Genomic DNA, 25,747 nt, shown 5'->3' on the forward strand with positions numbered 1-25,747 from the left:
CGAACATTAAATACTAATTATCAGTTATAGTTCGTGTTTCGGTTCATTTTCGATCCAAATGTTTTTCTTTGCCACCCGTTAGTTGTTTGTTTTGTCAGAAAACTCAACCAACTCCCTATTGACTGGCGAGTCAATTTGGCATATAAATGAATTGACTGGCGAGTCAACATATTTGTCTTCCCTTGAGCTTAGAAGGAGGTATTCCATGAAACCGATCGTGAACATCGAACGCCTGACCAAAACCTACGGCAACCGCCGCGGCATCGCCGGCATCACCTTCGCCATCGAGGAAGGCGAAGTGTTCGGCTTCATCGGGCCGAACGGCGCCGGCAAGAGCACGACGATCCGCACGCTGCTGAACCTTATTTTCCCGACCTCCGGCAGCGCCAGCATCTTCGGCAAGGACGTCGTGACGCAATCGCTCGACATCCGGAGGCAGATCGGCTACCTGCCCTCGGAGGTGTTCTACTACGACGACATGAAAGTCGTCGACCTTCTCCGCTTCTCCGCGGCCTTCCACCGCTGCCGCAACGAGAAACGAATCGCGGACCTCGCGGGACGTCTCGATCTCGACCTGAACCGCAAGATCGAAGACCTCTCCTTCGGCAACCGGAAGAAGGTCGGCATCGCGCAGGCCCTGCTTCACGAGCCCAAGCTGCTCATCCTGGACGAACCGACCGGCGGGCTCGATCCCCTGATGCAGAATACGTTCTTCGAGCTGTTGAAGGAAGAACGCGCCAAAGGAACGACGATCTTCTTCTCCTCGCACATCTTGAGCGAGGTCCAGCGGATGTGCGACCGCGTCGCGATCATCAAGGACGGGTCGCTGATCAAAGTCGAATCGATCGAGAACCTGATGCGCAACAATCTCCGGCATATCACGCTTACGTCGCGGCAGCCGGAAGCGATCGATCTGTCCGCCGTCGCCGGCATCGTCAGACGGGAGACGATCGGCACCACGCACGTAAAGCTGCTCTTCGACGGGGACATGAAAGCTTTCGTGCAGGGCATCGCCGGCTGCCCGTTTACCGATCTCTTGATCGAAGAGCCTTCGCTGGATGAAATTTTCCTGCATTATTACACGAAATAACGGAGCGTGAGCGCATGCTGTTCAGAAGAGAGTTCAAACGGAATTTGCGAAGTCTGATTATCTGGAGCATCATCATCGCGGGCATCATATTCCTGTATCTCAGCATCTTCCCATCGATGGCGAAGCAGCAGCAGGACATGGATAACCTGATGAACGCCGTGCCGGAAGGCATGCAGAAGGCATTCGGCATGGACCGGCTCAGCCTCGGCACGCTGCTCGGCTTCTACGGGATCGAGATCCATCTCATGACGACGCTGCTCGGCAGCATCTACGCGGCCTTGCTGGCCTCCGGCATCGTGGCCAAGGAGCAGAACGAGAAGACGGCCGAATTTCTGCTGGCGCTCCCGGTCTCGCGGCCGACGATCATCGCGCACAAATGGCTTGCCGCCATGGCGAACGTGCTCATTTTCAACCTGGTCGTCGTTGCGGCCAGCTTGGCCGGATTTCAGCTGGCGCAAGGCGAGGCGCTGTCGTACAAGGCATTCTTCCTGCTGGAGCTCGCCGTGCTGATGATGCATCTGACGTTCGCGGGCATCGCGTTCCTGTTCTCCGCGGTCGCGCGCCGGACGCGTTCGATCGTGTCCCTGTCGCTCGGGATGGTGTTCATCATGTATTTCCTCAGCGTGGTGGCGGGCCTATCCGACCGGTTGTCCTGGCTGAAGTACGTCAGTCCGTTCAAATACGCCGATTCCGCGCAGATCATCACGGAGCGCAGCTTTCATCCGCTCTATGCCGGCATCATGGCGATCGCCATCGCCGGTTGCTTCCTGGCCTCGTACTGGTATTATAGTAAAAAAGACATCGCCGTCTAGCGCATGGAACCGAGGTGAAGGGCTTGCATCCCGCTTTCGCGAAGCTGCCTGAAGAAAAACAGGCGCTCATCCTGACCGTCTGCATCGAAGAATTCGCCCAGCATGGCTACGACAATGCTTCGACGGATATCATGACCGCCCGCGCGGGCATTTCCAAAGGGATACTGTTTCATTATTTCAAAAGCAAAAAGAATTTATTTCTGGCCGTGGTCCGGCATGCCACGCAGCTGTTGGTCGAGCGGACGATGGAGGAAGTGAACGCCATCCGGGAAACGGATTTCTTCGACCGGCTCAAAGCGATCATGCTCGCCAAGCAGCGGGTGAACTTGCGGTTCTTGCCGGAGTCGGAGATGGTGCAGCGGGCCATCGTCCATCCGCCGAAGGCGCTGAAGGCGGAGTTGGACGCGTATTTCGCCGATTATCAATCGAAATACACCGAGCCGAGCATGCTGAACGGCATTTTCAAGACCGATCTGCTCGCGTCCGGCCCGCTCCGCGAAGGCGTCACCCCCGAGAAGGTGTTCAACATGGTCATGATGGTGCTGAATCAATACTCCGCGAAGTACCAACAGCTGTCGCGCAGCGGAGACTATACGAACGAAGCCTTGCAGGCGATGCTGATCGCGGAAAGCGACGCGTTCATCGATATGGTGAAGTACGGGGTTTATCGGCGGTAGTCACGGTTATCCGTCCGCTGCTTCGCACAGGACCCGCGGACGCCAAATCCAATATAAAAAAAAGCACAGCGCCGGTCCGCGCTGTGCTTTGTCATGTCTCTGTTTACCCTTGGCTGCCGATCCAGGCATAGCGCGCGACGATCAGGATCGCGAGCACCCACATGAGCCAGTGGACTTTGTATTTGCTTTTGCCGGACAGGTTGCCGACCGTTGCCAGCACCACGTAGGACACGATCCCGGCGGATACGCCGTTGGCGATGTTGTACGTGAACGGCATCATGGCGATCGTCAGGAACGACGGGATCGCGTACACCATGTCCTGGAAGTCGATTTCCTTGATGGATTGCACCATCAGGACGCCGACGATGATGAGCGCCGCGGCCGTCGCGGAACCCGGGATGAGCGAGATGAGCGGCCACAGGAACAAGGCGGCCAGGAACGCGACGCCGGTCGTCACCGCGGTCAGGCCGGTGCGGCCGCCCTGCGCGATGCCCGCGGAGCTCTCGACGAACGTCGTGACCGTGCTCGTGCCGAGCATCGCGCCGCCGCTGACGCCGACCGCGTCGACGAACATCGCTTTGCCGACGATCTTCCGGCCTTTCGCCGGATCCTTCATGACGCCCGCGCGGTTGGCCGTGCCGACCAGCGTGCCGAACGTGTCGAACAATTCAACGAACGTGAACGTCGCGATGATCGAGATCAAGCCGGTGTGCCACACGCCTTTGAAATCGAAGTCCCACCAGCTCATCTGGCTGAAATCAGGGGACCAGCTTTGGCCTTTGAGCGTAGCGCTCACGTCCACGTCGCCCGTGATGATCGCGATGATCGTCACGCCGACGATGCCCCACAGGATCGCGCCGGGGACGCGCAGCACCATCAGTACCGCGATCAGCAGCACGCCGATCAGCGTCAAGTATACGCTGGAATTCTCCAAGCTTCCCATATGGAAGACGGATTCGAAGCCGAGAATGTCCGTGAACTGGCCTTTCGGGATGTCCGTCACCGTGTTTTCCACGCCGACCGTCAGGATGCCGCTGTTTTTCAAGCCGATGATCGTGATGAACAAGCCGATGCCGACCGTGATCGCGTGCTTCAAGCTGTCCGGGACCGCCACGAGCAGCATCTGGCGGATTTGCGTGACCGTCAGGATCATGAAAATGATACCGGAGATAAACACGGCGGTCAGCGCCATTTCAGGGGAAATCGGCGAATTCGTCGCTTTCGAGGCCAATACCGTCGAGGCGAAGTACGCGTTCAAGCCCATGCCGGGCGCAAGCGCTGCCGGGAAGTTCACGAACAAGCCCATCGCGATCGTGAAAATGCCGCCCGCGAGCGCCGTGGCGAGGAAGACCGAGTAGACGTTCAGTCCCGCGCCGCCCAGCACGCTCGGATTGACGGCCAGGATGTATGCCATCGTCATGAAAGTCGTGAGGCCCGCCATAATTTCCGTTCTTACATTTGTTCCGTGTTCCTTCAAACGAAAGAAACCGCCCATTTTTCTAAAACCCTCCCGAAAATGATTGTTCAGAACAAACAAAGAACCTAGGGAACAGTGCCGCGAAGCTCGGCATTATTCCCTAGGTTCTACGCAAAGACAAGAATCGCCGGCGCGAATGGACCGTCCGCGCAGCAGGCGTCTTGCTCTTCGTAGACAGGCCATTTACGGTGACCTCGTAGAGACTCTCAAGCCGATTCTTGAGATTATACGAAAAGACATGCTTGTTTGTATTGATTCTTTGAACATTTTAGCGACATTATTCACGGCCTGTCAATGGAAAACGATTGAAGCGCAACGAGATTTCCGTAGGCCGTAGCCGCGGAACGTTTCCGCCTACTTTCCTTGGAGCGTATTCGTGATATTCGCCTTGGCCTTTAATTCGGCCAGCCACGATCCGGAGAGCGCGGAGACCTTATTTTTAATGAGCGATTCCCGGATTTCGGCTTTCTTCTCTTCCAACGTTGCTTTCTTCGCTGCCTTATGGTCCGTTACTTTGATGATATGATAACCGTATTCCGATTTGATCGGTCCGCCCAGCTCGCCGACCTTTAGCAAGAACGCTGCTTTCTCAAACTCGGGAACCATCTCTCCCTTGCCGAAGTAGCCAAGATCGCCGCCGGCATTCTTGCTGCCCGTGTCCTCCGAGCGTTCTTTCGCCAGCTTCCCGAAATCCGCGCCCGCTTTCAACTGCTTCATGATGTCGTCGGCTTCCGCTTGCGTCGAGACCAAGATATGCGATGCTCTCACCTGTTCCGGCTGATCGAACTCCGATTTATTGGCCTCGAAATATTGTTTCACCTCTTCGTCCGTCACTTTCGCGCGCGGCTCTAAAATCTTGCGAATGCGAAGCTGCATCGGGGTCTGCTTCTTCAGGTCATCGAGGGTCATGCCGCTTTGCTGCAGAGCGGCTTGAAAGTCCGCTTCCGACGGGAATTGTTTCTTGATTGTCGCAATTTCCGCTTCCACGTCTTGGTCGGTTATGACGATCCCTTGCTTCTTCGCTTCTTGGCCGACGAGCTCTTCCTGAATCAGGTTATCCAGCGTCTGCGCGCCGCCAAGGTCAAGCATCGCATCGTACAACTGTTTTTCGTCGCCGCGTACGCGCCTGCGCCTGCAGCGAGCGTCATGCCCGCCACCACCAGCGCGGTTATTCCCGCTCTACGGTACAGCGTGCTTCTTTTGCTTTCTTTCACAACAAAACCCTCCCGAATGAATAACTTCCAACTGAACCTTTATAACGTTCATAATAGGATTCTATAGGATTGCTTGGGATATATAAACAAAGGCTTCGTCTAGTGAACTTAATTATTTAATAGCAAGTATTTGACCTGGAATTAACAATTGAATGCTAGATTTAGCAGATATCGATTATTACGACCGATTTCTGCAAACCTGGAAGCAGAAACAGAAAAGGATGGCATATATGGCGGTTTGGCGATGGCGTTTCTTTCTTTCGATTTTCATGGGGCTGCTAGTGCTTCTGTCATTCGAGCATCGAGCGGATGCTCATAGCTACAGCGCGACCTATTCGACATTGGAATTGTATCAATCCAAAACGGTGCTTACTTATGCGCTCGATGAATTATCGGTCATAGAGCTTGCCGGGGGCGATACAAATCATGACAAAGTGCTCGATTCAGAGGAATTCGCCGCAGTGGACGAGAAGCTGCTGGCGATTCTGCAGAGCAACATCGTGTTGAACATTAACGGAGAAAGCGTGGCGTGGCCTCAAAATGAGAGCCTCACGATACACCCCAAAAATGCGATTCTGAAAGCCTCCTTCCCGGCAGTGGCGGCATCCCAGCAGATCCAGCTGACCGATCAATTGTATACGAAGGATAGAGCGACCAATTACGTAAACCTGCTGTCGATTTATTACGGAACCCAGAGAAGCACGGCGGCACTCTCGGGCAGCAACCGGACTTGGTCGCTGCAAATGACGGAAAATGATTTTGCCGGATTGCTGCCGGGCGATGCGTCGGCTCAGCAGCAACAGCCCGAGGAGGAAGCTGCATCAAGCTCGACGGACGGATGGCTGTCTTTTTTCGTGCTGGGGATGAATCATATTTTATCGGGCTACGACCACCTTTTGTTCTTATTCTCCCTGCTCATCGCGAGGCAAACGTTCAAGCAGTATGCGGGGACGATCACGGCGTTCACGATCGCGCACTGCATTACCTTGGCCTTGACTGTCACAGGCGTGATCCATATCTCCACCCGTATTGTGGAGCCGGCCATTGCGCTGAGCATTTGTTATGTCGCTTTGGACAATTTGATTCGCAAGGAAGTCAGCTACCGGTGGGTATTGACCTTCGTCTTCGGGCTGATCCATGGGATGGGTTTCGCGGACATCCTGACGGAAATGAACATTCCGAAGAGCGAATTGGCGGTGGATCTGATCAGTTTTAATGTCGGCATCGAAACCGTTCAGGTGATCATCGTTGCCCTGATGGTCCCCGCGTTGGCTCTTCTTTATCGTTGGAAGCACGCGAGACGCGCGGCTGTTGCCTGCTCCGTCACGGCCCTGATGCTAGGCGGATTGTGGCTTGTCGAACGGGTAGTTGCAAATCTTTAGGCAAAGGAACTTGCAAAAACCCTTATCGCATTGCGATAAGGGTTTTTGCTTTTCGTCCTAAAAGACCATTCCGATCTATTCCCACTCGATTGTCGCAGGCGGCTTGGACGTGACGTCGTAGACGATACGGTTGACGTTATCCACTTCATTGACGATACGCACGGAGATCTTCTCCAGCACGTCCCACGGAATGCGCGCCCAGTCGGCCGTCATGCCGTCGATGGACGTCACCGCCCGAATGCCGACGGTGTAGGAGTACGTACGCGCGTCGCCCATGACGCCGACGCTCTTCATGTTCGGCAGCGCCGTGAAGTACTGCCAGATCTCGCGGTCGAGACCGGCTTTGGCGATCTCGTCGCGCAGGATCGCGTCGGAATCGCGCACGATCTTGAGCTTCTCGTCCGTCACTTCGCCCAGCACGCGGATCGCGAGACCCGGGCCCGGGAACGGCTGGCGCCATACGATCGCTTCCGGCAGGCCGCATTCTTCGCCGACTTTGCGGACCTCGTCCTTGAACAGCGCCTTCAGCGGCTCGACGAGCTTGAACTTGATGTCTTCCGGCAGGCCGCCGACGTTGTGATGCGACTTGATCGTCTGCGCCGTCGCCGTGCCGCTTTCCACGATATCCGTGTACAGCGTGCCTTGCGCGAGGAATTCGAAATCGTCGAATTTCGCGGACTCTTCCTGGAACACGTAGATGAATTCGTTGCCGATGATCTTGCGCTTTTGTTCGGGATCGTCGACGCCCGTCAGCTTGCCCAAGAAACGCTCTTTGGCGTCGATTTTGACCACTTTCATGTCGAACTTGCCGACGAACGTCTCCATGACGCCTTCGGCTTCGTCTTTGCGGAGCAGGCCGTGGTCGATGAACATGCAGGTTAATTGATCACCGATCGCTTTATGAAGAAGAATGGCCACCACGGAAGAATCCACGCCGCCGGACAGGGCGCACAGCACCTTGCCCGTGCCGACCTGCTCGCGAATGTCGCGGATCGTATCGTCGATGAACGTGCTCATGCTCCAATTGCCTTCGCAGCCGCACACGTTATAGAGGAAGTTGTGAATCATTTCGTTGCCCTGCACGGAGTGGCGCACTTCCGGGTGGAATTGCACCGCGAACAGCTTGCGCTCCGGATGGCTCATCGCCGCGATCGGCGCATGGTCCGTGCTCGCGTCGACGCGGAAGCCGCTGGGCAGCTCCACGACGTGGTCGCCGTGGCTCATCCACACGGTTTGGCGGTTCTCCAGCCCCTTCACGAGCTCGCTGCCCGCGATGAAGTCAACCTCCGCTTTGCCGTATTCGCGCTTGCCGGCGCGCTCGACCTTGCCTTCCAATTGATGCGCGATCAGCTGCATCCCGTAGCAAATGCCGAAGATCGGCAGACCCAGATCGTAAATCGCGGGATCCACGAGCGGCGACTTCTCCTCGTATACGCTTGCCGGTCCGCCCGAGAACACGATGCCTTTCGGCTGCAGCTCCCGGATCCGTTCCACCGAGGTATTGTAAGGCAGCAATTCGCTGTATACGCCCAAATCCCGGATTCGTCTTGCGATTAACTGGTTGTACTGTCCGCCGAAATCGAGGACGACGATCATTTCACTTGGCTTGTTCACTTTTTGTCAAAGCCTCCCTCAAATCATTGTGTCAATTATATATAGGCGCTATGGGACAGTCAAGGAAACGAAACGCGCGGTTTTTGCGGCGGAAGCAAGAAACCGCTGCCACCGGCAGGACATGGATTCGGAGCGAAAACGCGGAGCGGGAAACGGTGGACAGAGGACGTTATTTGACGACATCCATGCATATTCGTGTCTTTCAAGGCAAATAGCGGATCCAGAGACCTCGAATTACAAAATAAAGATCAAATCGCATCCAATCAATGCCAGCAATCGACTCCCCCGCTCCTTGACACAAGACGAATCCGCCACGTCCGCGCTCGCAAAAAAAGAACCGTGCGGCCGTTTGCACTCGGGCCGTTCGGTTCTCCTCGCTGCGATCGCGCGACTTAGACTTGCTCGGCCGCGGCTGCGGCCAGCGTTTGCTGCTGCTTGTTCTTGGCCAATTTCAGGTAGCCGTGCACGTTCTGGAATTCGCTGTCCTCCACGAAACGCAGGCGAACGGAGCCCGCCGCTTCGGTCAAATAGCCGCGAAGGGCAACGGCGCCGCCGCCAAGCATGTAGAAGCACTGAATATCCGGATTCTTCTTCCACCGTTTCAGGATAAGATCCAACACCTTGTTCGCCGCGCGGCCGAAGTAGTTGTCGACGATCGGGCGAATATCCGCTTGACCCTCGCCGATGCGATGAATGATGTAGTCGCCGCTCTTGACGCGCTGAATCAGCTTCGTCCGGCTCGGGAACCGGTGGCCGAACTGGTCCTCGACGTCCCGAATAATCTGATCCAGGTAACCCGCCAGCCCGAACTGCTCGCCCGTGCTGAACTGATTGTCGATGCTCATCCGCTTGATGACCGGGAAATCCGTCGTCAGCGCCCCCATCTCGCAAATGCCGATGCAGCCGTAATACAGCTCTTCGTTGCGCACGGAGAGGTTGTCGTGGGTCGCCATATGGAACAGCGCGGCGGCGCCTTCGATGGAGATGACCGCCCGCTTGATGACGACTTTAACGGCGCGTCCGCGAAGCTTCGGCGTGGAAAGGAAGGTCACTTCATGCTCGCCGACGAGACGCTCCTCGAATTGTTTGTGGAAGCCTGCGTACGTACGGACCGGAAGCCCCGTGCCCACGATATATTCGACAACCTGGCTCGTCTGGCCCTCGGACGGCGGATAAGCCCCTCCGGTCAGTCCCGCGTAAGCCAGCGCGGTGAGCGCCACGATCAGCGCCTGGTCGCTGGTCGCCTTGTTATCGGTTTCCTCCAGCTCGGAATTGTCCTGATCCTCCATGGCAAGCATGCCCACGAAGTAACGCTGGTTGTTCTTCTTCAGCTTCGGGCTGTAGATGCGCACGTCCAGCGCCTTCAGCGGCGAATCCTCCTCCTGGAAAATATGCCGTTCGTAGCCGGGCGCGAGAATGCTCGGAATCACGACGGGCTCCGCCGATCCGTCGACGATCAATTTTACGCTGTCGTTCCCTACGTCAATGCCTGCGAGCTTGATCACTTCAAATTCCTCCTGCCTAACGCTAAGATTTTATCGTTCTCCTGCCGAAAATAATCGGTATATGTGTTTATTCGGTTAAACGCTCCGCAATGTGAAGGAGACACCGGTACCGTTTTCCGAAACCGATTCAATACCTGGTGCGACGAAGGAGATGCCGACAGATGTTCAAGTTTTGGAAAAGAGACAAGATCAGCACCTTGCTGTCCGATACGTTCATCGGCGAGGGAACCATTGTCGAAGGTCCGATCCGATCGGCCGGAAATGTTCGCCTGGAGGGGCAGCTGCGCGGCGATTTGTTTTGCGAGGGGGATGCCGTGCTGGGCGAGACCGCTTTCGCGATCGGCAACATCACGGCCCGCAACTTGTTCCTCGCCGGACAGATAACGGGAAACGTGCGGATCGGCGGCAAGCTGACGATCACGGCGACCGGCAAATTTTACGGCGACATGGACGCCGCCACCCTCGAAATCGAAGAAGGCGGCGTCTTCCAGGGCAACAGCGCCATGGATATGGGCGAGCCCGTCGTCAGCCCTGTCGAACGCAGGGCCGGCCGCGATAGACGCGTGGCGATCGCGGCCGACTGGAATGGCGAGGAGCGCCGCGCCGGCTACGACCGGCGGGACCGGGAAGACCGCGCCGGCATGTTGAAAAAACTCAGCTACCGCGCGACGGAGAAGCGCGGCGAGCTCGATGCCGCCGCGGATGAAGCGGCGACCGGGCTGCATGAGGCGGATGCCTCTCCCGCCGTCTCCGCCGACCCGCTCCGCGAGAGCGGACGGGCGTTTATGCAGAGCATGCATGGCGGCGGCAAGCCGGTCACGCCGCGCGGCGATGGCATTAGCGAGAGTGAGCGCACCGCTCTGGGCATGCCGGGCGCACCGGGCTTATCGGCGCAGCGGCCGGCGGCCGGCGTCGACGCGGCGATTCGCGAGGAGGCCGATGCAGGCGTGAATGCGTCGGCGAAGTCCGCGGGCAGCGTTGCGGAGACGCGGGAGGCTGCGGTCCTGGACGCTGCGGCGCAGCGGCCGGCGGCCGGAGAAAGCCCGGCGCAAGCTGCAGGCCACACGGCGTTCGGCGCACGGGCTGCGGAAGATGCGACGATCGAAGCAAGCAGCGTCGAACATTCGATCGACCAGCCCCGGAGCGAGGCTGCGGATACGACTGCCGCTTCGGATGTTTTTGCCGCTCGGGCAGAAGTGCGCGCAGCAGAGGAGATCGCTGCAGCATCGGCACCCGCCGAGGCGGAAACCGCATCCGCATCCGAAAATGCGGATGCGACCGAAGCAAGCGCATTTGAAGAAGCATCCGTCCATGTCCATGCGGAAGCTTCATTCGAACATGCAAGCGTGGGCGCACGCGAAGAATCCGCCAGTCGGTCGGCATTCGTCGACGGCATCGCACTGCAAGCTAGCGCAATCACGCGCGCGGACCGGGAGATTGAGGGTTTCGCCGCGATTGTCTCGATCGACGCGGCCGAATCGACGACGGCCGTACCTGCGCACAATCGGACGGCAGCCATTGCAGACGACGCGCCTAGGACCGCTGAGGGCTCCGCGCCGATGTCAACGGCAGACAGGCGCCGCGACGACGCTGCTGAACGCCTCGACAGGAACGACGCCGACGAAGATTCGTACCGTTCGGCAAACGAAGACGCGCGGCCGACGGAGGAAGCCTCTGCCGCGGGCTGGACCGTCTTCAAGCCTATCGCAGAAGGCCCGATGACGGGCGCCCGGCAGGGTACCGCGCCGGAGGCAGCCGCCCGGGACGCCGCCAGCCGCAGAGACGAGGAAGCCGCGGCGTTATTGCGCAACTGGTAGGGGGCCCGCCCGTTTCACGGGACAGCACCTTTCTCATTTCTACGACGCGCGTCAACGATATAACGGAAACGCAAATCAGCCTTGGCAGCCATCTGCCAAGGCTTTGCATTTTTCCATTCCGCAATGGGATCCATCAAGTCGCAGGCTCGACTTGGAATCCGTCGAATCGCGAGGCTCCCCCGACGGACTTGAGTCCAGCCCGGCCATGCAGGAGCGCCCCGTCGCCGGTATCCGTGTATACAATAGCAGGCCGAGCGGCGTCATTGACATAGACGGCAATCACGCTGCCGATAGCCGACACCTTCAAACGAACCGTCTCTCCGGCCATCGATTGCCCGGATAGCGCCGCGTCCGCCAAAGGCGTTGTGCCGTAATCGTGCTTCGCCAGATGGACGCCGCCATCGTCGACATAGGCGTAATAGCCGCGGAGGAAATCGTCCCGGTTCTGGTTCAGCTCCAACCCGTTTGCCGGATCGCTGACCCGAACCAGAATGCCCGCCTGGCCGCCGTCCGCCGGTGCGGTCACGTCCGCCTGCACGGCATAGTCGGTCCAGCCTTCATCCCCGGTCAGGATCTTCCCGTTCTGGGCCGAAGAGGCGCGAAGCTGCCCATCCTTCACGGACCAGACGCCTTCGTAACGCGTCCATCCCGGAATGTTCTTCGCGTCGAAGCCGTCTGTCTTCGCGGTCACCGGCACGTAAGGAAACACGTCAATCCAATCCGCATCCAGCGACCCCTTCTCGACCTCGAGCGTCCAGCGGTGATAGCCCGCTTCCAGCTTCACGCCGTGAACCTGCAGCGTCTCCCACTGTCCCGGTTCGGCAGCCGGCTTGGCTTCGACCTCCGCGATATCCGCGTTGCCGCCGTCCGTCAATCGGAAGCGCGCGCCGTCCGTGCCGGCGGCAACGCGAAAGGCCAGACTGTACGCGCCGCTCCTCGCCGCGTTCACGCGGTACGTGAGCGGCTTCGCCGAATCGAGCTTCGCCGCCGCGAAGCCGTCGCTGCCGTCTTCGCGCAGACCGTAGGAGCTCGCGAGACCCGCCTCGTCTTGATACGCGTTGACGCGGCCGGGCAATGGCGCGTAGGCCAGCAAGGTGCCGCTGCCGTCGACCGCGCCGCTGAACGCGACGTAGCCGAAGCGCGCTTTCGCATTGTCGACCGCGTAACCGATTCGTCCTCCGCCGATCCCGGCATCTTCGGCCGGCAGGTTCATCGTCAGCAGCCGCATGCCTTCCGCATACAGCCGGAGCGTGCGTCCGGCCGCTTCCAGCCGAATCGTTTGCAGCTGGCCCATGTCCAAGTTATCCGGCGCTTTCGCGGTCGCCGTCGATGCAGCTTTGCCGTCGCGCACGATCCGGATCTCGAATCGCCGCGCCGCTTCCCGCCACAGCGCGAGACCGTAATTCCGGTCGTCCTTGTACGCGAAGACGATGCCCGTCTCCCCCGTTTGCCCGGAGAGATGCCGGACATGGAACTCCGCCGTATAACGCGTCCCCGTCTTCTCGCGGGCAAGCAGCATCGACAGCCCTTCACGGCCGGAGGCGTCCGCCGCCAGGCCTTCGGACGGCTTCACGGACCAGGCCGCTTCTCCCGTGCGCTGCCAGGACTTGCCGAGCTCCTCCCGGTCGAACCGGTCGGAGTACGCGGGCATCGCCGGGACCGGCTGCGGATCCGACGTCGGGCCGGCGACCTGCAGCTTCCCGCCGTCCCAAACGATCCGGTCGAGATTCATGTGCCGGAGCGGTCCGACGATGCCACGCCCCTCCAGATTGTGGTACACGATATACGGCGTATCCAAGTCCGGGCCCGTCACGACGGAATTATGGCCGAGCCCGACGGTCGCGCCTTCCGTGCGAAGGAGGATGGGATTGCTCGCCTGTCCCGCGAATCCGCCCAGAGGCGAATCGCCGACGGCGGCATCGACCCGATAGCCCGCGCTGAACACGTGATTGCCCGTATACGTCATGTAATACCTGCCGTCATGCTTGAACACGGTCGGCCCTTCGGTCCAGCCGCCCATGTACGCCCCCGTCTGCGCTTCCTCCGGCGCGACGGTGAGCGGGTCCGTCATCGGCGCCCCTTGAATGCCCGACGGACCGGCGTAATAGAAATACCATTGCCCGTCGTCGTCCACGAACGTCGTGCCGTCGATCGTGCGGCCGAAGTTATCGGTCGCGACCTTGAACGGCCCCGTCGGCTTGTCGCTCACGAGCACATAGTGGCCTTGCCCGGCGGGAGAGGTGTACAGATAGAATTTCCCGTTCCAATACCGGACCTCCGGCGCGTACGCCCCGGTCGTGACCGGATCTTCCGCGCAAAGTCCCTCGTAGGTCCAATCGACGAGATTGGCGGAGCGCCACACCTTGATGCCGGCATCGGTATCGCGCGTGCTCACGTACAGGTAATAGTAACCGTCGTAGTTGAATACGAACGGATCGCCGAGCCCGTATTCGCCCCATTCGTCCGCCAGCTTGACCGGATTGGCATAGGTGCGTTCCGGTGCCTGCGGTTCTTCGTTCATGGCGCATCCGCTCCCTCCGACGCAAACCAGGGCGATGAGGAGTCCGATCCATTTGACTCTTGTCATGAGGCCGCCCCTCCGATAGGCCGTTATTTTCCTTCAATAATGCGGCGGATCCGCTCGAGCGGGATCTTCGGCTGGCGATCGTAGGTGAGCAGCCCGTTGATCTCCTGCTCCACGTCCGTCAGCTGCGTATAGCAGAAGCCCTGCAGCAGCGGCGCTTGATTGACCGGTTCGACGACGTCGGACAAACGTTTCTCGTAATCCGCTTCGTCCTTCGCGCCGGAGTAACCCCAGCCTTCCCAGTCGCTCTTCTGGAACGAGATCCCGCCGAACTCCGTCAGCAGCAGCGGCTGCCCTTCGTACGGATAGCCCGGAACGAGGATCCAGCGATTGCCCGGACGCGCGGACAGCGCCTTGTCGATCGTCGAATAACGGTCGGCCAGCACTTCGCGGCGCCATTCGTAGTCGTGGATCGTGACGAGATCCGTCTTCACGAGCTCCCAGCCGTCGTTGGAGATGACGGGCCGGGTCGGATCGAGCGACTTGGTCATGTGGTACATCGCGAGCGCATGCTGCTGCTGCTGCCCGTCGACCAGGATATTCGTGACGCCCCAGCTTTCGTTGATCGGCACCCAGGCGACGATGCAGGGATGGTTGTAGTCGCGTTCGACCGCTTCCAGCCACTCCCGGGTCACGCGGCCGACGTATTGCTCGGAGAAATGATAGGCGTTCGCCATCTCGCCCCATACCAGCAGACCGAGGCGGTCCGCCCAGTGCAGGTAGCGGGGATCCTCGATTTTCTGATGCTTGCGGGCGCCGTTGAAGCCCATTTCCTTCGTCAACTCGATATCGCGCTTCAGCGCTTCGTCGCTCGGCGCGGTCAGCAGGCCCGTCGGAAAATAGCCCTGATCCAGCACCAGCCGCATGACGTACGGCCGGTTGTTCAGCAGCACGACGCCGTCTTCCACGGAAATCTTGCGCATGCCGAAGTAACTGTCCGCCCGGTCCGCTTCCTTCCCGTCGACCAGCAGCGTCAAACGAAGATCGTACAGATTCGGCTTCTCGGGACTCCACCAGCGGCCGAGGCCGTGATCGTTGAAATCGTGAACGCCGATGATGCGGGTTTCCGTGTCCCGCGTCACCTTGAACGTATCCTCCGAGACGAGCTCCCCGTCGAAGCGGACCGTGGCGCGAAGCGAGATATCCTTCCCCGGTTCGAAGCCGCCGATGAACGCCTGCAGCTTCAATTGATTGTGGTCGATGTCGGGCGTCAGGCGGACCCGGCCGACGTGCGTCGGCGCTACCGGCTCGAGCCACACCGTCTGCCAAATCCCCGTCGTGCGGGTATAGAAGATGCCGGCGGACTTCTCTTCCCAGAACTGCTTGCCGCGCGGGAGCGTGACGTCTTTGCTGTAATCGACCGCTTTGACGGCGATGACGTTGTCCCCGTCCGTCAGCGCATCCGTGATGTCCGCCTGAAACGGCGTGTGCCCGCCCTCGTGCTCGATCGCGAGCTTGCCGTTCACCCACACGCGGCACTCGTAATCGACGGCGCCGAAATGCAGCAGGATGCGCGCGCCCGCGTAATCGGCGGGAAGGACGAACGACCGGCGATACCAGACGGTATCGTGGAATGCCGTGTCGGCGATGCCGCTCAGCTCGCTTTGATAACAGAACGGCACGTTAATCTTCCGGTCGAAGGCGATGTCTCCGTTCTGCCAGCCCTCGCGTTCCCCGGCACCGGCATCGTCGATCGCGAATTCCCATTCTCCGTTCAGGTTCAGCCACCGGTCGCGTACGAACTGCGGGCGCGGGTATTCTTCTCTAAGTTGTTGCGGCATGTTCTCTCCCACTCCTTCTACTCTTCTGTTTCTTCGTGATGACCCAGATGCCGAACGAAGCGACGGCGAGCAAGGCGATCGCCATCCAGAGCCCGTCCAGCGCGCTAAGCAGCACGTTGTTCCGTTGATTGCCCTTCAGGGCGAAAATAAGAAGATTGCTCATGACGAGGCACCAGAGCACGTTGCGCCCCATCGCTTCGAACGCGCCGAACGGCGCGGGAACCCGTTCCATCAGCCGGCTCAGCAGATAGTAGCCGTACAGCGGCAGCGCCGCCCCGAGGATCCACCAGACCGACGGCGGGAAACGTTCGGGAAGCGCGCCGTCCGCCAACCACTTCCACAGGAAGGCGCCGGTAGCGGCGATCGCGCCCGCAAGCACGCGCCAATCCCAGGCGATCCGGTACCGCGCGAACAGCATCCCGACAAGATAATAAGGGAAATACTGCAGCACCGGAAACGACGCGAAATCGCGCGTGCCGATCAGCGGCCCGAGCTTCATGGCATGGACCGCGCCGTAGGGCAGCAGCGTCGTCAGGAGCAGCAGCCCCGCCGCGGCGAAGCCGGCCCAGCGGCGCTCCGCAAGCCGCTTAAGGGGCACGAAAAGCACGAGTCCGAGCACCATCAGATACGTGAACGACCAGAGAAACTCCGACCAGCCGGGCATGTCGTCCAGCAGCAGGATCGGCCTGACGGTCGCCCGCGAGAGCACCCGGCCGTCGATGAACAACCGGTACGCCGTGCCCGATACATAGAAGGCGACGAGCGTCTTCAACGCCGCGATGAGCATGCGCGGCGCGGCTTGGCGGAATGTTTTCGTATAATAGGCCAGTTGGGAGACGTATCCGAAACTGAATACGAAGCCCGAAAACGTAATGAGATTGATAAGGTCGATGGCAAGCCGGCCGTTCGGATACACCTGCTGGTCGCTGAAAAATTGCAATACATGGCAGTAGACCATCCCCAGGACGAGCAACCCTTTGAACAGGTCGATCGCCCGTTCCCGCTTGCGCGGAGCTGCCGTCTCGCTCATCCTTTGATTCCCGACAGGCTGACGCCCTTGACGATCTGGCGCTCGAAGACCAGGAACAGGAGCATGATCGGCAGCGACGCGATCGTGTTGACGACCATCGGCTTCACGTAATCCTCCGAGTACTGGCTCATCAGCGTCGGAATGCCCATCGGCAGCGTGAACAGATTGTCGTCCGTGATCGACAGGAACGGCCAGAGAAAGTTGTTCCACGAGCCGATGAACGTCAGAATGGCCATGGACGCCAAGGCCGGACGGGTCAGCGGCAGCATGATGCCGGTGAAAATCCGCCACGTTCCGCCGCCGTCGATCTGGACGCTCTCGAGCAGATCGTTCGGCACGCCGTCGAAGAAGCTTTTGAGCACGATCACCGCGAACGGCGAAGCCAGCGCCGGAATGATGAGGCCTTGGTACGAATTGAGCAGGTTCATGTCCTTCGCCACCTGGTACAGCGGGATGATGATCGCTTCGCCCGGTATGAGCAAGCCCGCCAGCGTGAAGAAGAAGATGAACGAGCGGTAGCGGAACGGAATCTTGGAGAGCACGAAGCCCGCCATGGCCGCGATGACGACCGTCAGCACCGTCACGCACACGGCGACGAAGAAGCTGTTCAGCACCCAATTCGACAGCTTCGTGCCGGACAGCACCTGGTCGTACACCGCGAACGAATACGGCGGCGTGAACCAATCCAGCACGGATACGATTTTCATGCCTTCTTCCTTGATCGACACGACGAGCATCCAGACGACCGGCGCCAGGAAGACGAGCGCCGCGAGCAGGGAGATGACGCGGTAAAAAGTTTTCATTACGCTTGCGCTCCTTTCCGGTTGTTCATCCAGTACTGGAAGGCGGAAAGCACGAGCAGAATCGCGAACAGCATGTAGGACATCGTGGCCGCGTAGCCGAGATCGTTCTTCTTGAAGCCCGTTTCATAGATCAACTGAATGATCGGACGGGTTTTGTCGAGCGGACCGCCGCCGGTGATGATGTAGATTTGCAGGAAGACTTTGAACGACGCGATGATCTGGAGCATCGTGATCGTCTTCGTGATCGGACTCAGGTAAGGAAACGTGATGCGGAAGAAAATCTGTCTATCGTTCGCGCCGTCCAGACGGGCGGCTTCGTAGATTTCATCGGGAATGTCCTGCATGGCCGACAAATACAGGATGAAGTTGAAGCCGACGGTCCACCAGAGCGTGATCAACGCGATGGCGACCCAGGAGAGATTCGTCTCGGTCAGCCAGAAGATTTCCTGGTCGCCCGGAAGCAGATGAATCAGATGAAGCGCCGAATTCACGAGTCCGGTGTAAGGCTGGAACACGAAGAGGCCCAGGAACGAGGCGACCGCGACGGACAGGACGCTGGGCAGGAAAAAGACGCTTCGGTAAAAGCGCTGCAGCCTGGATTTGCGGTTCGCGATGAGCGCGAGGGCAATGGCCAGCACGATCATCGTCGGGGTCGTCAGAATAACGAAGATCAAGGAATGCCCGATCGCCGCCCACATGTCGTGGTCGTGCAGCATCCGCGTATAATTGTCCCCGCCGACGTATTTCATTTTGCGGATCAGCGTCCATTTGTAGAACGTCATGTTCACGCCTTTGATCATCGGCCAGATGGTAAACAGCAGATAAACGGCCAGGAACGGCAGCAGAAACAGAAGCGCCTGCACGTCCGCCCTCAGCTTGCTCATTCTCATTTGCGCCTCACCCTCTCCGTTTCGCCGGCAAGCTTGCGGCCTAGGCGGCCGCAAGCTTGGGGAAACCTGCGATATGAATCGGTTTATTCGTCAAGCGTTTTCTGTACGCTGTCCTGCAGCTTGGTCATGGCGTCCGCCGGGCTGAGCTTGTTCGCCCACACCTCGTTCAGCACCTTGAACGACGCATTGTCGCGGATCTGCCAGTTCTTCGTGGAAGGCTTGTTGAATTTAACGGTGCTGGCGACCGACGCGTAATCGCTGCGGTAAGGCATCGCTTTGTAATCCGCGTTCTCGAGCACCGACGGCTTCGACGGGATGTGCCCCGCTTTCGCCCAGATCTGGCCGTTGGACGCGATCCAATCCGCGAAAATCATGGCCGCCTTGCGTTTTGCCGGATCCTCGGATTTGGTCACGGGCAGGATGATCGTGTGGGAATCGCCCCACGTCGCTTCCTGGTCGAAAATTTTCGGAATCGGCATCGCGCCGAACTCGAGGCCTTTCGTCGATTCCCACGTGCCCGTCGCCCAAACGCCGGTCATCATGATCGCCGCCGTGCCGCTTTGGAAATTCTTGTAGAAGTCCGGATCGTTCTTCTTGATATAACCGCCCGTGTACAGCTTTTGGATGTAGTCGGCCGCTTTGGCGCCTTTGTCCGCGTCGACGGCGGCGGATTTGAGGTCGTCGGACACGATGTCGTTGGCGCCTTGCTGAGAGTACAGCGACCACCACAGACGGTACGGGTCGTCATTGGAATTGGAGAGCGCGAACGGCGTCGTCTTGGCCGGCAGCTTCTCCTTGAGCGTCTGCAGGAATTTCATGAAGCCGTCGGCGGATTGCTCCAGCACCGGCTTGCCGTCTTCGCCGAGCAGGCCCGCGTCCTTGAGCAGCTTCTTGTTGTAATACATGATGAACGGATGCGTATCGATCGGGGCCGCGTAATGCTTGCCGTCGACGACCGTCGCGTTCAGCAGGTTCGGGTTGTACGTCGACCAGTCGACGCCCGCTTCCGTCGCCACGTCGTCGAGCTCCGTCACGACGCCTTGGTCGATCAGGTCCGGCAGGCGCGACGTATGGGAAATGCCGATATCGGGACCGTTGCCGTTGCCGACCGCGGTGATCAGTTTCGTATAGTACTCGCCCCAGACGAGCTTCGTGTTCTTGACTTGAATGTCCGGGTGCGTCTTGTTGAATTCGTCCACCAGCGCCTGCATGTTCGCGCCGTCGCCGCCGTCGAACAGCGTCCAGAAGTTCAAGTCCACTTTCTCGCCGCCCGTCGAAGCTTCGTTGCCGGCATTCGCGCCCGCGTTCGTGCCTGCGTTCGTGGACGGCGCATTGCCTCCGTCAGCGCTTTCATTATTGCCGCCTCCGTTGTTGCCTCCGCCGTTGTTGCCGCCGCAGGCGCTCAGAAGCAGGGAAATCGACAGCAGCGACGTCATTGCCAGTGCATAGCTCTTTTTCATGGTTGGCCTCCCTATTCGATTCAATCATGGCATGCAGAAACAAAATACGTTTTATGGTTTGTTACATATATCTTGTTTCCTTGACCCTATACTAGCGATCGAAAGCCTAAATGTCAACGGTTTCATTTAATAATTTTGTAACTAATAAAACAAAATAAACCTTTAATGACAGGGATCCTGTAATTAAAGGCTTATTATTTACGGCTTGGCCGCTTTTTAGTCCATTACGTAGTTTATCTTCATCACGATGTCCTGCTCGTAATCGCCGAAATGCTTGCCGAACAGATTCACGCCGCCCTTGTGCAGCGCGTCCTCCTTGACGCCGATGCGAAGCTTGACGCTCGGGCGCTGCTTCAAGTTCAAGTCCGCGACCTTCACGTCCGACACTTCCTTCATGTCCAGCGTCGTCCGTTCCTCGCCCACGATCCACGTCTTCAGCAGCCCGTATTGGGTCGCGCCGTCCAGCCACCAGGCCGGATTGAGCTTGCCGCGCCGGTCGCCGAAATCGCCCGGGCTCGTCCAGCAGCCGACTTCGCGTCCGTTCACCCACAGGGTAATGTCGGAGGGCCAGTTGTTGTCGTAATTCGGCGCCTCGGAGCAGAGCTCCATGGAGAATTCGAGCGACTTGACCCGCGCGCCAGACGGCAGGTCGAGCGGCAGCTGGTACTCGACGTAGCCCTTGCGGAACCAGATCAATTGCGCGTCGATATGCTTCGGATGATAGAACTGCACGGGCTCGTCCTCTTCGAACAGGAATTTGTCCACGCCCGCGACGCCGCAGGTCGGGTACACCTCGCAGTCGCTGTAATGCCCGATCGGAAGCTCGATCCGGTAATCCAGCGTCTCGCCCTTCGGCAGCGGCCTGGACGCGTTGAAGCCGATATGGATATCGTCGTAATTGCGGCTGCAGACTTTCATCGCCCCGCGCGTCGCCGGCAGCAGCTCGGTGTTGATCAGCCCGGCGGCCTCCAGGATCTTGACGTTGTTCGCCACGGTCGAGACCGGCAGCCGCAGCGCATCCGCGATTTCCACGACGTTCATTCGCTTCGTGCTGAGCAATTGGAGCAGATCGACCCGGGAACGGGTCGATAACGCATGCGCGACGCCCACCAGCTTGTCCGGTTCGTCGAAACTGAGTTCCAGCATGTTGACACCCCGCTTCTGAATGCTTTCCTACATGCATTGTATACGAAATAGCGTTTTCAATCAATAAATATGTATTAAACCAATATTTTTGAATAAGTGTCGGAACGAGGCCGTTTTCTGCTTCCGCGTTCAAAAGAAACGCCGCAAGCCGTTATCATCCCGGCTTGCGGCATTTGTCATTTCGGGGCGGACAGGCCGGCGACGAGCTCGGCCAGCTGCTGCTGCGTCGGGAGGCGCTGCGCGTAGGCGTCGAATCGCGCCTCCTCGTCCCACCGCACGAAATCCGCGACGAGCGGCACGGTCTGCGGCGGCAGGTCGAGCGCCGCCGCGTATTCCCGCAGCGTGCGGTGCGCGGGCTTCGCGCCGCACCGCTTGTACAGCTCGCGCCATAAGGCGTCCGCGAGCCGGAGGAACTGGCTGCGGGCCGCGGTGTGCCGGCCCGCCCTTAGGGCGCTGCCGTACCGGCGCAGCGCCAAGCCGAACGCGAAGCGTCCGCGGCTGCGGCGCAGCGCCAGGGCGAGCCCGGCCGCGCCGGTGACCGCTGCGGCGCCGGCCGCCATGGCCCATGGCGGCACAGCCGTGGCGCCGCGGCCCGCGTCCGCGAGGGCCTGCGCCCCGCGCGCCGCGGCAGCGCGCAGCTGCGCGGCCAGACGCCCGGCGAAGCCGCGGGCGTCCGCTGCGGCTTCGCCGCCGGCCGCCGCCGCGCGGTCCGCTGCGGCGGCATGGCCCGGCTCCGCCGCCCCGTCCGCGAACGCGGACGATCCGGCATCGCCCGCGGCACCGTCAGCCGGTGCCGCGAAACCCGGCGTCGGCTCGAACGGCACCCAGCCGGCGCCCGGAAACCATACCTCCACCCAAGCATGCGCGTTGCTCGCGCGCACGGTGAACAGGGAGGCTTCGCCCCCTCCCGCCGGGCGTTCGGCCTCGCCCGGCGCAAAGCCCTTCACGTACCGCGCCGGAATGCCCTGCGTCCGCAGCAGCACCGCCATCGCGGAAGCGAAATGCACGCAGTACCCTTGCTTTTGCCGGAACAAAAAGTCGTCGACGAAGTCGATGCCCGCCCCCGGCGCCGCCGTATCCGCGAGCGTGTAGGCGTAGTGCGCGCGCAAGTAATCCGCGATGGCCTGCGCCTGCTCGTACCGGCTTGCCGGATTGCCGGCATCCCGAATGATTTGGGCCGCGAGCTCGCCGACCCGCGCGGGCAGACCCGCGGGCAGCTGCGTATACGCCCGCTCCGCTTGATCCGTCAACGCCGCCGCGCCGGAGAAAGCCGCGGCCGCGGCATCGTCAGTGCCCGTCGTTCCGCCCGCTGCACCGGCGCCCACGCTGCGGACGTCGACCTCGTTCGGGACGATCGTCTCGACCGTGTACTGGACGACCCGGTCTTCGTCGCCGGGCGCATAGAGCGCCCCGGTCTCCGTATCCCGCCAATACTTCCCGGCGGCGCCTTTCGGCGCGAGCTGCAGCTTGAGTGCCGTGATCCGGGCATCCGCGCCTCCGCCGAACAGCGGATAGCCGACCGTCGGCCGGGCCGGCGTCACGGTTTGCACGAGCACGTTGGAATCCCCCGCGGCCGAGGAGGCGGTCACGTTCATCTTCTGCCAGTCATGCCCGTCCTGTTCCCAGCCCGCTCCGTTATAAACGGATTTGCTGTCGCCGCGCAGATAGCCGGCTTCCCTGGACGCCACGGTGAACAAGACGGTGTCGTCCGCGGACAGCGGTCCGCCAAGACGGCTGTCGTCGAAGCCGTAGCCCGTTTTCCCGGATCCGTTCAGTCCCGTGTCCGCCATCGCTTCCGCCGCCGTCGTCGCGGCCTCGGAAGCGTCATGTCCGTCCGGCGTCCCGAAGCGCGCTTCGCTCCATCTCACGGCGTCCGCGGCCCATGGCGCCTGTTCGGATGCGGCCGGTCCCGACCAGCTCCAAGCCGCGCCGATGCTTCCCGCCATGATGAAGACGGCAAGCCAGGCCGCGCCGCTCCACCATCCGAGAGACCACCCGGCCAGCATCCCTTTCCCGCTCCCGGAGCGGCGAGCCGGCGCAAACAAATCCGGCACGCCGACGAGCCGTTCGATTCGCGGCACCGTCACGAGCGCGCTTAATAACAGTCCCTCCGCGCACGCCCGCAGCAGCCCCGGAAACACGTTCAATTCGAGAAAACCGTACAGCAGCAGCAAGTACAGCGCCGTCAGCGCCGTCAAACCGAGCCCCCATTGGCGCAGCCACATGAGCGACTGCACGGCGATCGCCATCATCCCGAGCCCGGCGATCAGCAGCAGCGTCCTGGATTCGCCGCTGATCATGAAATCCCCGCGCCCCATGCCGAGCGCGTCATGCTGCATGGCCTCGGCCAACCCGCGCAACGACCGGGACAGCGAGCCATAATGCGGCTCGAACAACGCGAGGACCGTGCCGACCGCGATGAAGCCGTTCAGCAGCAAAGCGGCCCACGTCGGAGGCACGAACAAGCCGACGGCGAGAAATAAGCCGACGGCCGCGAGGAGCGGACCGATTTCATACAGCTCCGTATAGGTTTTCAACTGCTCCAAGGGCAACAGCCACTCCACGATCAGGCCGTACAGGAGCAGGCTCGTGATCAATCTTCGTATACCGTGACGGAAGAAATGCAGCCCGTCCCGCTCCTCCTGCCGCTTGGACCGCCGAGCCCCGCCGGCAGCAACCGATCCTTTCACGGAACCGCCGCCCGGCGCGGCCGATTGCCCCGGTTTGTTCGAGAACGCGGCGGTCGATCCGGAACCCCCGGCATGCGCCGCCTGCGGTTGTCGCGTAAGGCTCGAGCCAAACTCCGCCTGTTGCGGCGAATAACTCTGAGTGCGGGCTTCCTGTACTGCCTTGGGGGCATTATCCTCCCGTGGACGGGCATCCTGCACATCTTGGGGAGCCGTGCCCTCCCGGGAGCCGCCGCCCGCCGCGGCCTCCCGGCCGCCGTTATCCGTTCGCGGCTTCGACATGGATCGCGCCTCCTTTCCCGCCGGCTTGCACGGCTGCTTCCGCCGCTCTCGGCTTCCGGCTGCCGTAGCTTTCCGGCACGGTCATGGCCCGCACGCTGCAGCCCGTTCCCTGCAGCCGCTCCTGCCAGCTCTGCTCCGCGGTCTCGCCGCCGGTTGCCGGAATCGACAGCAGCAGATGCAGCCGAATGCCGCGTACGCCGGCCAGCTTCGCGCCGTACGAAATATTGCCGGGATCTCCCGACTGCCGCGCGATCGCTTCGGCGCTGCCCGTCTTGCCCGCCGTCAGGCAGATGACGGAAGCGCCGCGGGGCGCGCCCGCCACGACGTCGGACAGCCGCTGCGACATCGGCTTCGCCGCCTCGCCGAGGCTGAGCGCCGCGAGGCGCTTGCCGGTCTCCCGAAGCGCGCTCCCGCCGCTGCCGCCGTCATGAACGGCACCCTCTGCAACCGCGTTGGTCAACAGCTTCATCCGTTTGCCCTCCCGCTCCGCCTGCTCCATGATCGCCATGGCCCGTCCGGCATTGGCATCGAATAACCTTCGGTCCTTGCCGTATGCCGCCGCCGATACGTCCAGCAGCACGATGACCGTGCCCGCTTCCTCCGCCTCGTTCATGCGCGTCTGCATGCCGAGTCCGCGCGCCATGGCACGCCAATCGACCCGGCGCAGCGAATCGCCCGGCACGTAGGAACGCAGCTCGGGGCCGGCTCCGTCCCGGCGCAGCCGCGACGCCGCGGACATCATCTGCCCGCCGAAAGAGGACACGGGCTGCATGCCGTTCCGGGTCTGCTCGGCTTCGAAGCCCGGCAGCGCCCCGAGCCGCTCCCCGGACGGGGCAGCCGGCCTCACGACGGCATGGCCGGAGCATTCGACCGTGACGGTTCTCGTCGTCAGGCCGAGCATGTCTCCCATCGACACGGTCACGCGGCCGAACTCCAGCACGCCCCGCTGCAGTCCGTTCACGGTATACGACAAGACCAACCGGCGGCTGAATCCGGGCAGCAGCGCCCGATTGATTTTGATGCCGTTCCCTTGCGGAGCGCATGCGTTGACGATCTCTTCCTGCAGGCAAACCCACATGAACGGGAGCATGCGGCTCAGCTTCAGCGTCAGCTGCACGCGCATCTCGCCGCCGTCCGCCAGCGCTTCCTCGTCGTAAACCGTCCTTTCCGCCTGAATCCGGCCGATCGCCGCATAGGGCAGCAGCAGGCCGAAGCCTGCCGTCAGGATCGCGATCGCCGCGAACAGCCACTCGACCGCCCCGCCCCGTTCGCGCAGGGCATAGACGGCGGCCAGGAGAACCAGCAGCGCCATCGCGCGGCTGACGATCCGGCTGCGCAGCTTGGACGCTCCCGGAATAGCAGGCGCCGCTCCCGTTGTTCCCGCCGTGCCCCCGGGACCCGCCGCTCCGGTTTTCGCCGCCGACTTCTTCGTTCCGGTCGTTCTCACCGTCTCACCGCCTTCCTATTCACGCCGGTCATCCCGCTTAGGCTTGCCC

19 protein-coding genes and 1 riboswitch are annotated in these 25,747 nt (G+C 60.7%); of the genes, 5 read left to right on the forward strand and 14 right to left on the reverse strand.

The features are described from left to right. The first annotated feature begins 205 nt into the window (after nucleotides 1–205). The 3 genes from AC50YL_RS05800 to AC50YL_RS05810 are packed head-to-tail and all read left to right on the forward strand — an operon-like array spanning nucleotide 206 to nucleotide 2,579. The gene (locus AC50YL_RS05800; RefSeq protein WP_494830103.1) at nucleotides 206–1,090 is read left to right on the forward strand and encodes an ABC transporter ATP-binding protein; all 885 of its coding nucleotides are present in this window, start codon (nucleotides 206–208) and stop codon (nucleotides 1,088–1,090) included. 14 nt (nucleotides 1,091–1,104) lie between these two features. Continuing rightward, entirely contained in the window at nucleotides 1,105–1,902 is a 798-nt protein-coding gene (locus tag AC50YL_RS05805) for a DUF2705 family protein (RefSeq protein WP_494830104.1), read from the forward strand. A 23-nt stretch (nucleotides 1,903–1,925) separates the two neighbouring features. Then, nucleotides 1,926–2,579, forward strand: coding sequence for a TetR/AcrR family transcriptional regulator (locus AC50YL_RS05810; protein WP_494830106.1), 654 nt, complete (start codon nucleotides 1,926–1,928; stop codon nucleotides 2,577–2,579). A 103-nt stretch (nucleotides 2,580–2,682) separates the two neighbouring features. On the opposite strand, the gene AC50YL_RS05815 is transcribed toward AC50YL_RS05810, so the two are convergent. The 3 genes from AC50YL_RS05815 to AC50YL_RS05825 all read right to left on the reverse strand — a co-directional run bounded on the left by AC50YL_RS05815 (nucleotide 2,683) and on the right by AC50YL_RS05825 (nucleotide 5,270). Continuing rightward, nucleotides 2,683–4,074 carry an NCS2 family permease gene (locus tag AC50YL_RS05815; RefSeq protein WP_494830108.1) on the reverse strand — a complete coding sequence of 464 codons (1,392 nt, stop codon included), beginning with the start codon at nucleotides 4,072–4,074 and terminating at the stop codon, nucleotides 2,683–2,685. A 133-nt stretch (nucleotides 4,075–4,207) separates the two neighbouring features. Beyond that, a riboswitch (purine riboswitch) is annotated at nucleotides 4,208–4,308 on the reverse strand. A gap of 102 nt (nucleotides 4,309–4,410) precedes the next feature. Continuing rightward, complete coding sequence (locus AC50YL_RS05820; RefSeq protein WP_494830109.1) at nucleotides 4,411–5,157, reverse strand: peptidylprolyl isomerase; 747 nt, start codon at nucleotides 5,155–5,157, stop codon at nucleotides 4,411–4,413. After that, a complete protein-coding gene (locus AC50YL_RS05825; RefSeq protein WP_494830111.1) occupies nucleotides 5,106–5,270 on the reverse strand; it encodes a hypothetical protein in 165 nt (54 codons plus the stop codon). Before AC50YL_RS05825 ends, AC50YL_RS05820 begins: the two co-directional genes overlap by 52 nt. Before the next feature lie 221 nt (nucleotides 5,271–5,491). Between AC50YL_RS05825 and AC50YL_RS05830 the strand changes: the two genes are divergently transcribed. After that, nucleotides 5,492–6,652 carry a HupE/UreJ family protein gene (locus AC50YL_RS05830; protein ID WP_494830113.1) on the forward strand — a complete coding sequence of 387 codons (1,161 nt, stop codon included), beginning with the start codon at nucleotides 5,492–5,494 and terminating at the stop codon, nucleotides 6,650–6,652. A gap of 75 nt (nucleotides 6,653–6,727) precedes the next feature. Here AC50YL_RS05830 and guaA read toward each other — a convergent pair whose 3' ends face one another. Beyond that, nucleotides 6,728–8,266 carry a glutamine-hydrolyzing GMP synthase gene (gene guaA / locus AC50YL_RS05835; RefSeq protein WP_494830115.1) on the reverse strand — a complete coding sequence of 513 codons (1,539 nt, stop codon included), beginning with the start codon at nucleotides 8,264–8,266 and terminating at the stop codon, nucleotides 6,728–6,730. A gap of 392 nt (nucleotides 8,267–8,658) precedes the next feature. Beyond that, nucleotides 8,659–9,771 (reverse strand): ParM/StbA family protein, encoded by a 1,113-nt coding sequence (locus tag AC50YL_RS05840; protein ID WP_494830117.1) that lies wholly within the window; start codon nucleotides 9,769–9,771, stop codon nucleotides 8,659–8,661. A 161-nt stretch (nucleotides 9,772–9,932) separates the two neighbouring features. Here AC50YL_RS05840 and AC50YL_RS05845 point away from each other — a divergent pair, with 161 nt between their 5' ends. Beyond that, nucleotides 9,933–11,588 (forward strand): bactofilin family protein, encoded by a 1,656-nt coding sequence (locus AC50YL_RS05845; protein ID WP_494830119.1) that lies wholly within the window; start codon nucleotides 9,933–9,935, stop codon nucleotides 11,586–11,588. 133 nt (nucleotides 11,589–11,721) lie between these two features. Here the strand turns inward: AC50YL_RS05845 and AC50YL_RS05850 are convergent, their stop codons facing one another. The 9 genes from AC50YL_RS05850 to AC50YL_RS05890 all read right to left on the reverse strand — a co-directional run bounded on the left by AC50YL_RS05850 (nucleotide 11,722) and on the right by AC50YL_RS05890 (nucleotide 25,698). Next, nucleotides 11,722–14,175 (reverse strand): family 43 glycosylhydrolase, encoded by a 2,454-nt coding sequence (locus tag AC50YL_RS05850; protein WP_494830121.1) that lies wholly within the window; start codon nucleotides 14,173–14,175, stop codon nucleotides 11,722–11,724. Nucleotides 14,176–14,198: 23 nt separating this feature from the next. After that, nucleotides 14,199–15,953 carry a glycoside hydrolase family 2 protein gene (locus AC50YL_RS05855; RefSeq protein ID WP_494830123.1) on the reverse strand — a complete coding sequence of 585 codons (1,755 nt, stop codon included), beginning with the start codon at nucleotides 15,951–15,953 and terminating at the stop codon, nucleotides 14,199–14,201. Beyond that, entirely contained in the window at nucleotides 15,937–16,983 is a 1,047-nt protein-coding gene (locus tag AC50YL_RS05860; RefSeq protein ID WP_494830125.1) for an acyltransferase family protein, read from the reverse strand. Before AC50YL_RS05860 ends, AC50YL_RS05855 begins: the two co-directional genes overlap by 17 nt. After that, nucleotides 16,980–17,786, reverse strand: a complete 807-nt coding sequence (locus AC50YL_RS05865; RefSeq protein ID WP_494830127.1) for a carbohydrate ABC transporter permease — start codon at nucleotides 17,784–17,786, stop codon at nucleotides 16,980–16,982. The genes AC50YL_RS05860 and AC50YL_RS05865 overlap by 4 nt, the downstream gene beginning before the upstream one ends. Beyond that, a complete protein-coding gene (locus AC50YL_RS05870; RefSeq protein WP_494830129.1) occupies nucleotides 17,786–18,676 on the reverse strand; it encodes a carbohydrate ABC transporter permease in 891 nt (296 codons plus the stop codon). The genes AC50YL_RS05865 and AC50YL_RS05870 overlap by 1 nt, the downstream gene beginning before the upstream one ends. Nucleotides 18,677–18,759: 83 nt before the next feature. Next, nucleotides 18,760–20,136 (reverse strand): ABC transporter substrate-binding protein, encoded by a 1,377-nt coding sequence (locus AC50YL_RS05875; protein ID WP_494830130.1) that lies wholly within the window; start codon nucleotides 20,134–20,136, stop codon nucleotides 18,760–18,762. 216 nt (nucleotides 20,137–20,352) lie between these two features. Continuing rightward, nucleotides 20,353–21,282 (reverse strand): ArsR/SmtB family transcription factor, encoded by a 930-nt coding sequence (locus AC50YL_RS05880; RefSeq protein WP_494830131.1) that lies wholly within the window; start codon nucleotides 21,280–21,282, stop codon nucleotides 20,353–20,355. 176 nt (nucleotides 21,283–21,458) lie between these two features. Then, the gene (locus tag AC50YL_RS05885) at nucleotides 21,459–24,251 is read right to left on the reverse strand and encodes a transglutaminase-like domain-containing protein (RefSeq protein ID WP_494830132.1); all 2,793 of its coding nucleotides are present in this window, start codon (nucleotides 24,249–24,251) and stop codon (nucleotides 21,459–21,461) included. Further along, nucleotides 24,229–25,698 carry a DUF58 domain-containing protein gene (locus AC50YL_RS05890; protein WP_494830134.1) on the reverse strand — a complete coding sequence of 490 codons (1,470 nt, stop codon included), beginning with the start codon at nucleotides 25,696–25,698 and terminating at the stop codon, nucleotides 24,229–24,231. Before AC50YL_RS05890 ends, AC50YL_RS05885 begins: the two co-directional genes overlap by 23 nt. Nucleotides 25,699–25,747 lie beyond the last annotated feature (49 nt).

The organism is Paenibacillus sp. J22P277, assembly GCF_059383675.1.

What these genes read in the sequence shown, in the direction of transcription:
- AC50YL_RS05880 (WP_494830131.1), bottom strand. Translation starts at nt 21,282, where the DNA reads ATGCTGGAACTCAGTTTCGACGAACCGGACAAGCTGGTGGGCGTCGCG.
- AC50YL_RS05865 (WP_494830127.1), bottom strand. Translation starts at nt 17,786, where the DNA reads ATGAAAACTTTTTACCGCGTCATCTCCCTGCTCGCGGCGCTCGTCTTC.
- AC50YL_RS05830 (WP_494830113.1), top strand. Translation starts at nt 5,492, where the DNA reads ATGGCATATATGGCGGTTTGGCGATGGCGTTTCTTTCTTTCGATTTTC.
- AC50YL_RS05845 (WP_494830119.1), top strand. Translation starts at nt 9,933, where the DNA reads ATGTTCAAGTTTTGGAAAAGAGACAAGATCAGCACCTTGCTGTCCGAT.
- AC50YL_RS05885 (WP_494830132.1), bottom strand. Translation starts at nt 24,251, where the DNA reads ATGTCGAAGCCGCGAACGGATAACGGCGGCCGGGAGGCCGCGGCGGGC.
- AC50YL_RS05860 (WP_494830125.1), bottom strand. Translation starts at nt 16,983, where the DNA reads ATGAGCGAGACGGCAGCTCCGCGCAAGCGGGAACGGGCGATCGACCTG.
- AC50YL_RS05800 (WP_494830103.1), top strand. Translation starts at nt 206, where the DNA reads ATGAAACCGATCGTGAACATCGAACGCCTGACCAAAACCTACGGCAAC.
- AC50YL_RS05805 (WP_494830104.1), top strand. Translation starts at nt 1,105, where the DNA reads ATGCTGTTCAGAAGAGAGTTCAAACGGAATTTGCGAAGTCTGATTATC.
- AC50YL_RS05850 (WP_494830121.1), bottom strand. Translation starts at nt 14,175, where the DNA reads ATGACAAGAGTCAAATGGATCGGACTCCTCATCGCCCTGGTTTGCGTC.
- AC50YL_RS05870 (WP_494830129.1), bottom strand. Translation starts at nt 18,676, where the DNA reads ATGAGAATGAGCAAGCTGAGGGCGGACGTGCAGGCGCTTCTGTTTCTG.
- AC50YL_RS05855 (WP_494830123.1), bottom strand. Translation starts at nt 15,953, where the DNA reads ATGCCGCAACAACTTAGAGAAGAATACCCGCGCCCGCAGTTCGTACGC.
- AC50YL_RS05815 (WP_494830108.1), bottom strand. Translation starts at nt 4,074, where the DNA reads ATGGGCGGTTTCTTTCGTTTGAAGGAACACGGAACAAATGTAAGAACG.
- AC50YL_RS05875 (WP_494830130.1), bottom strand. Translation starts at nt 20,136, where the DNA reads ATGAAAAAGAGCTATGCACTGGCAATGACGTCGCTGCTGTCGATTTCC.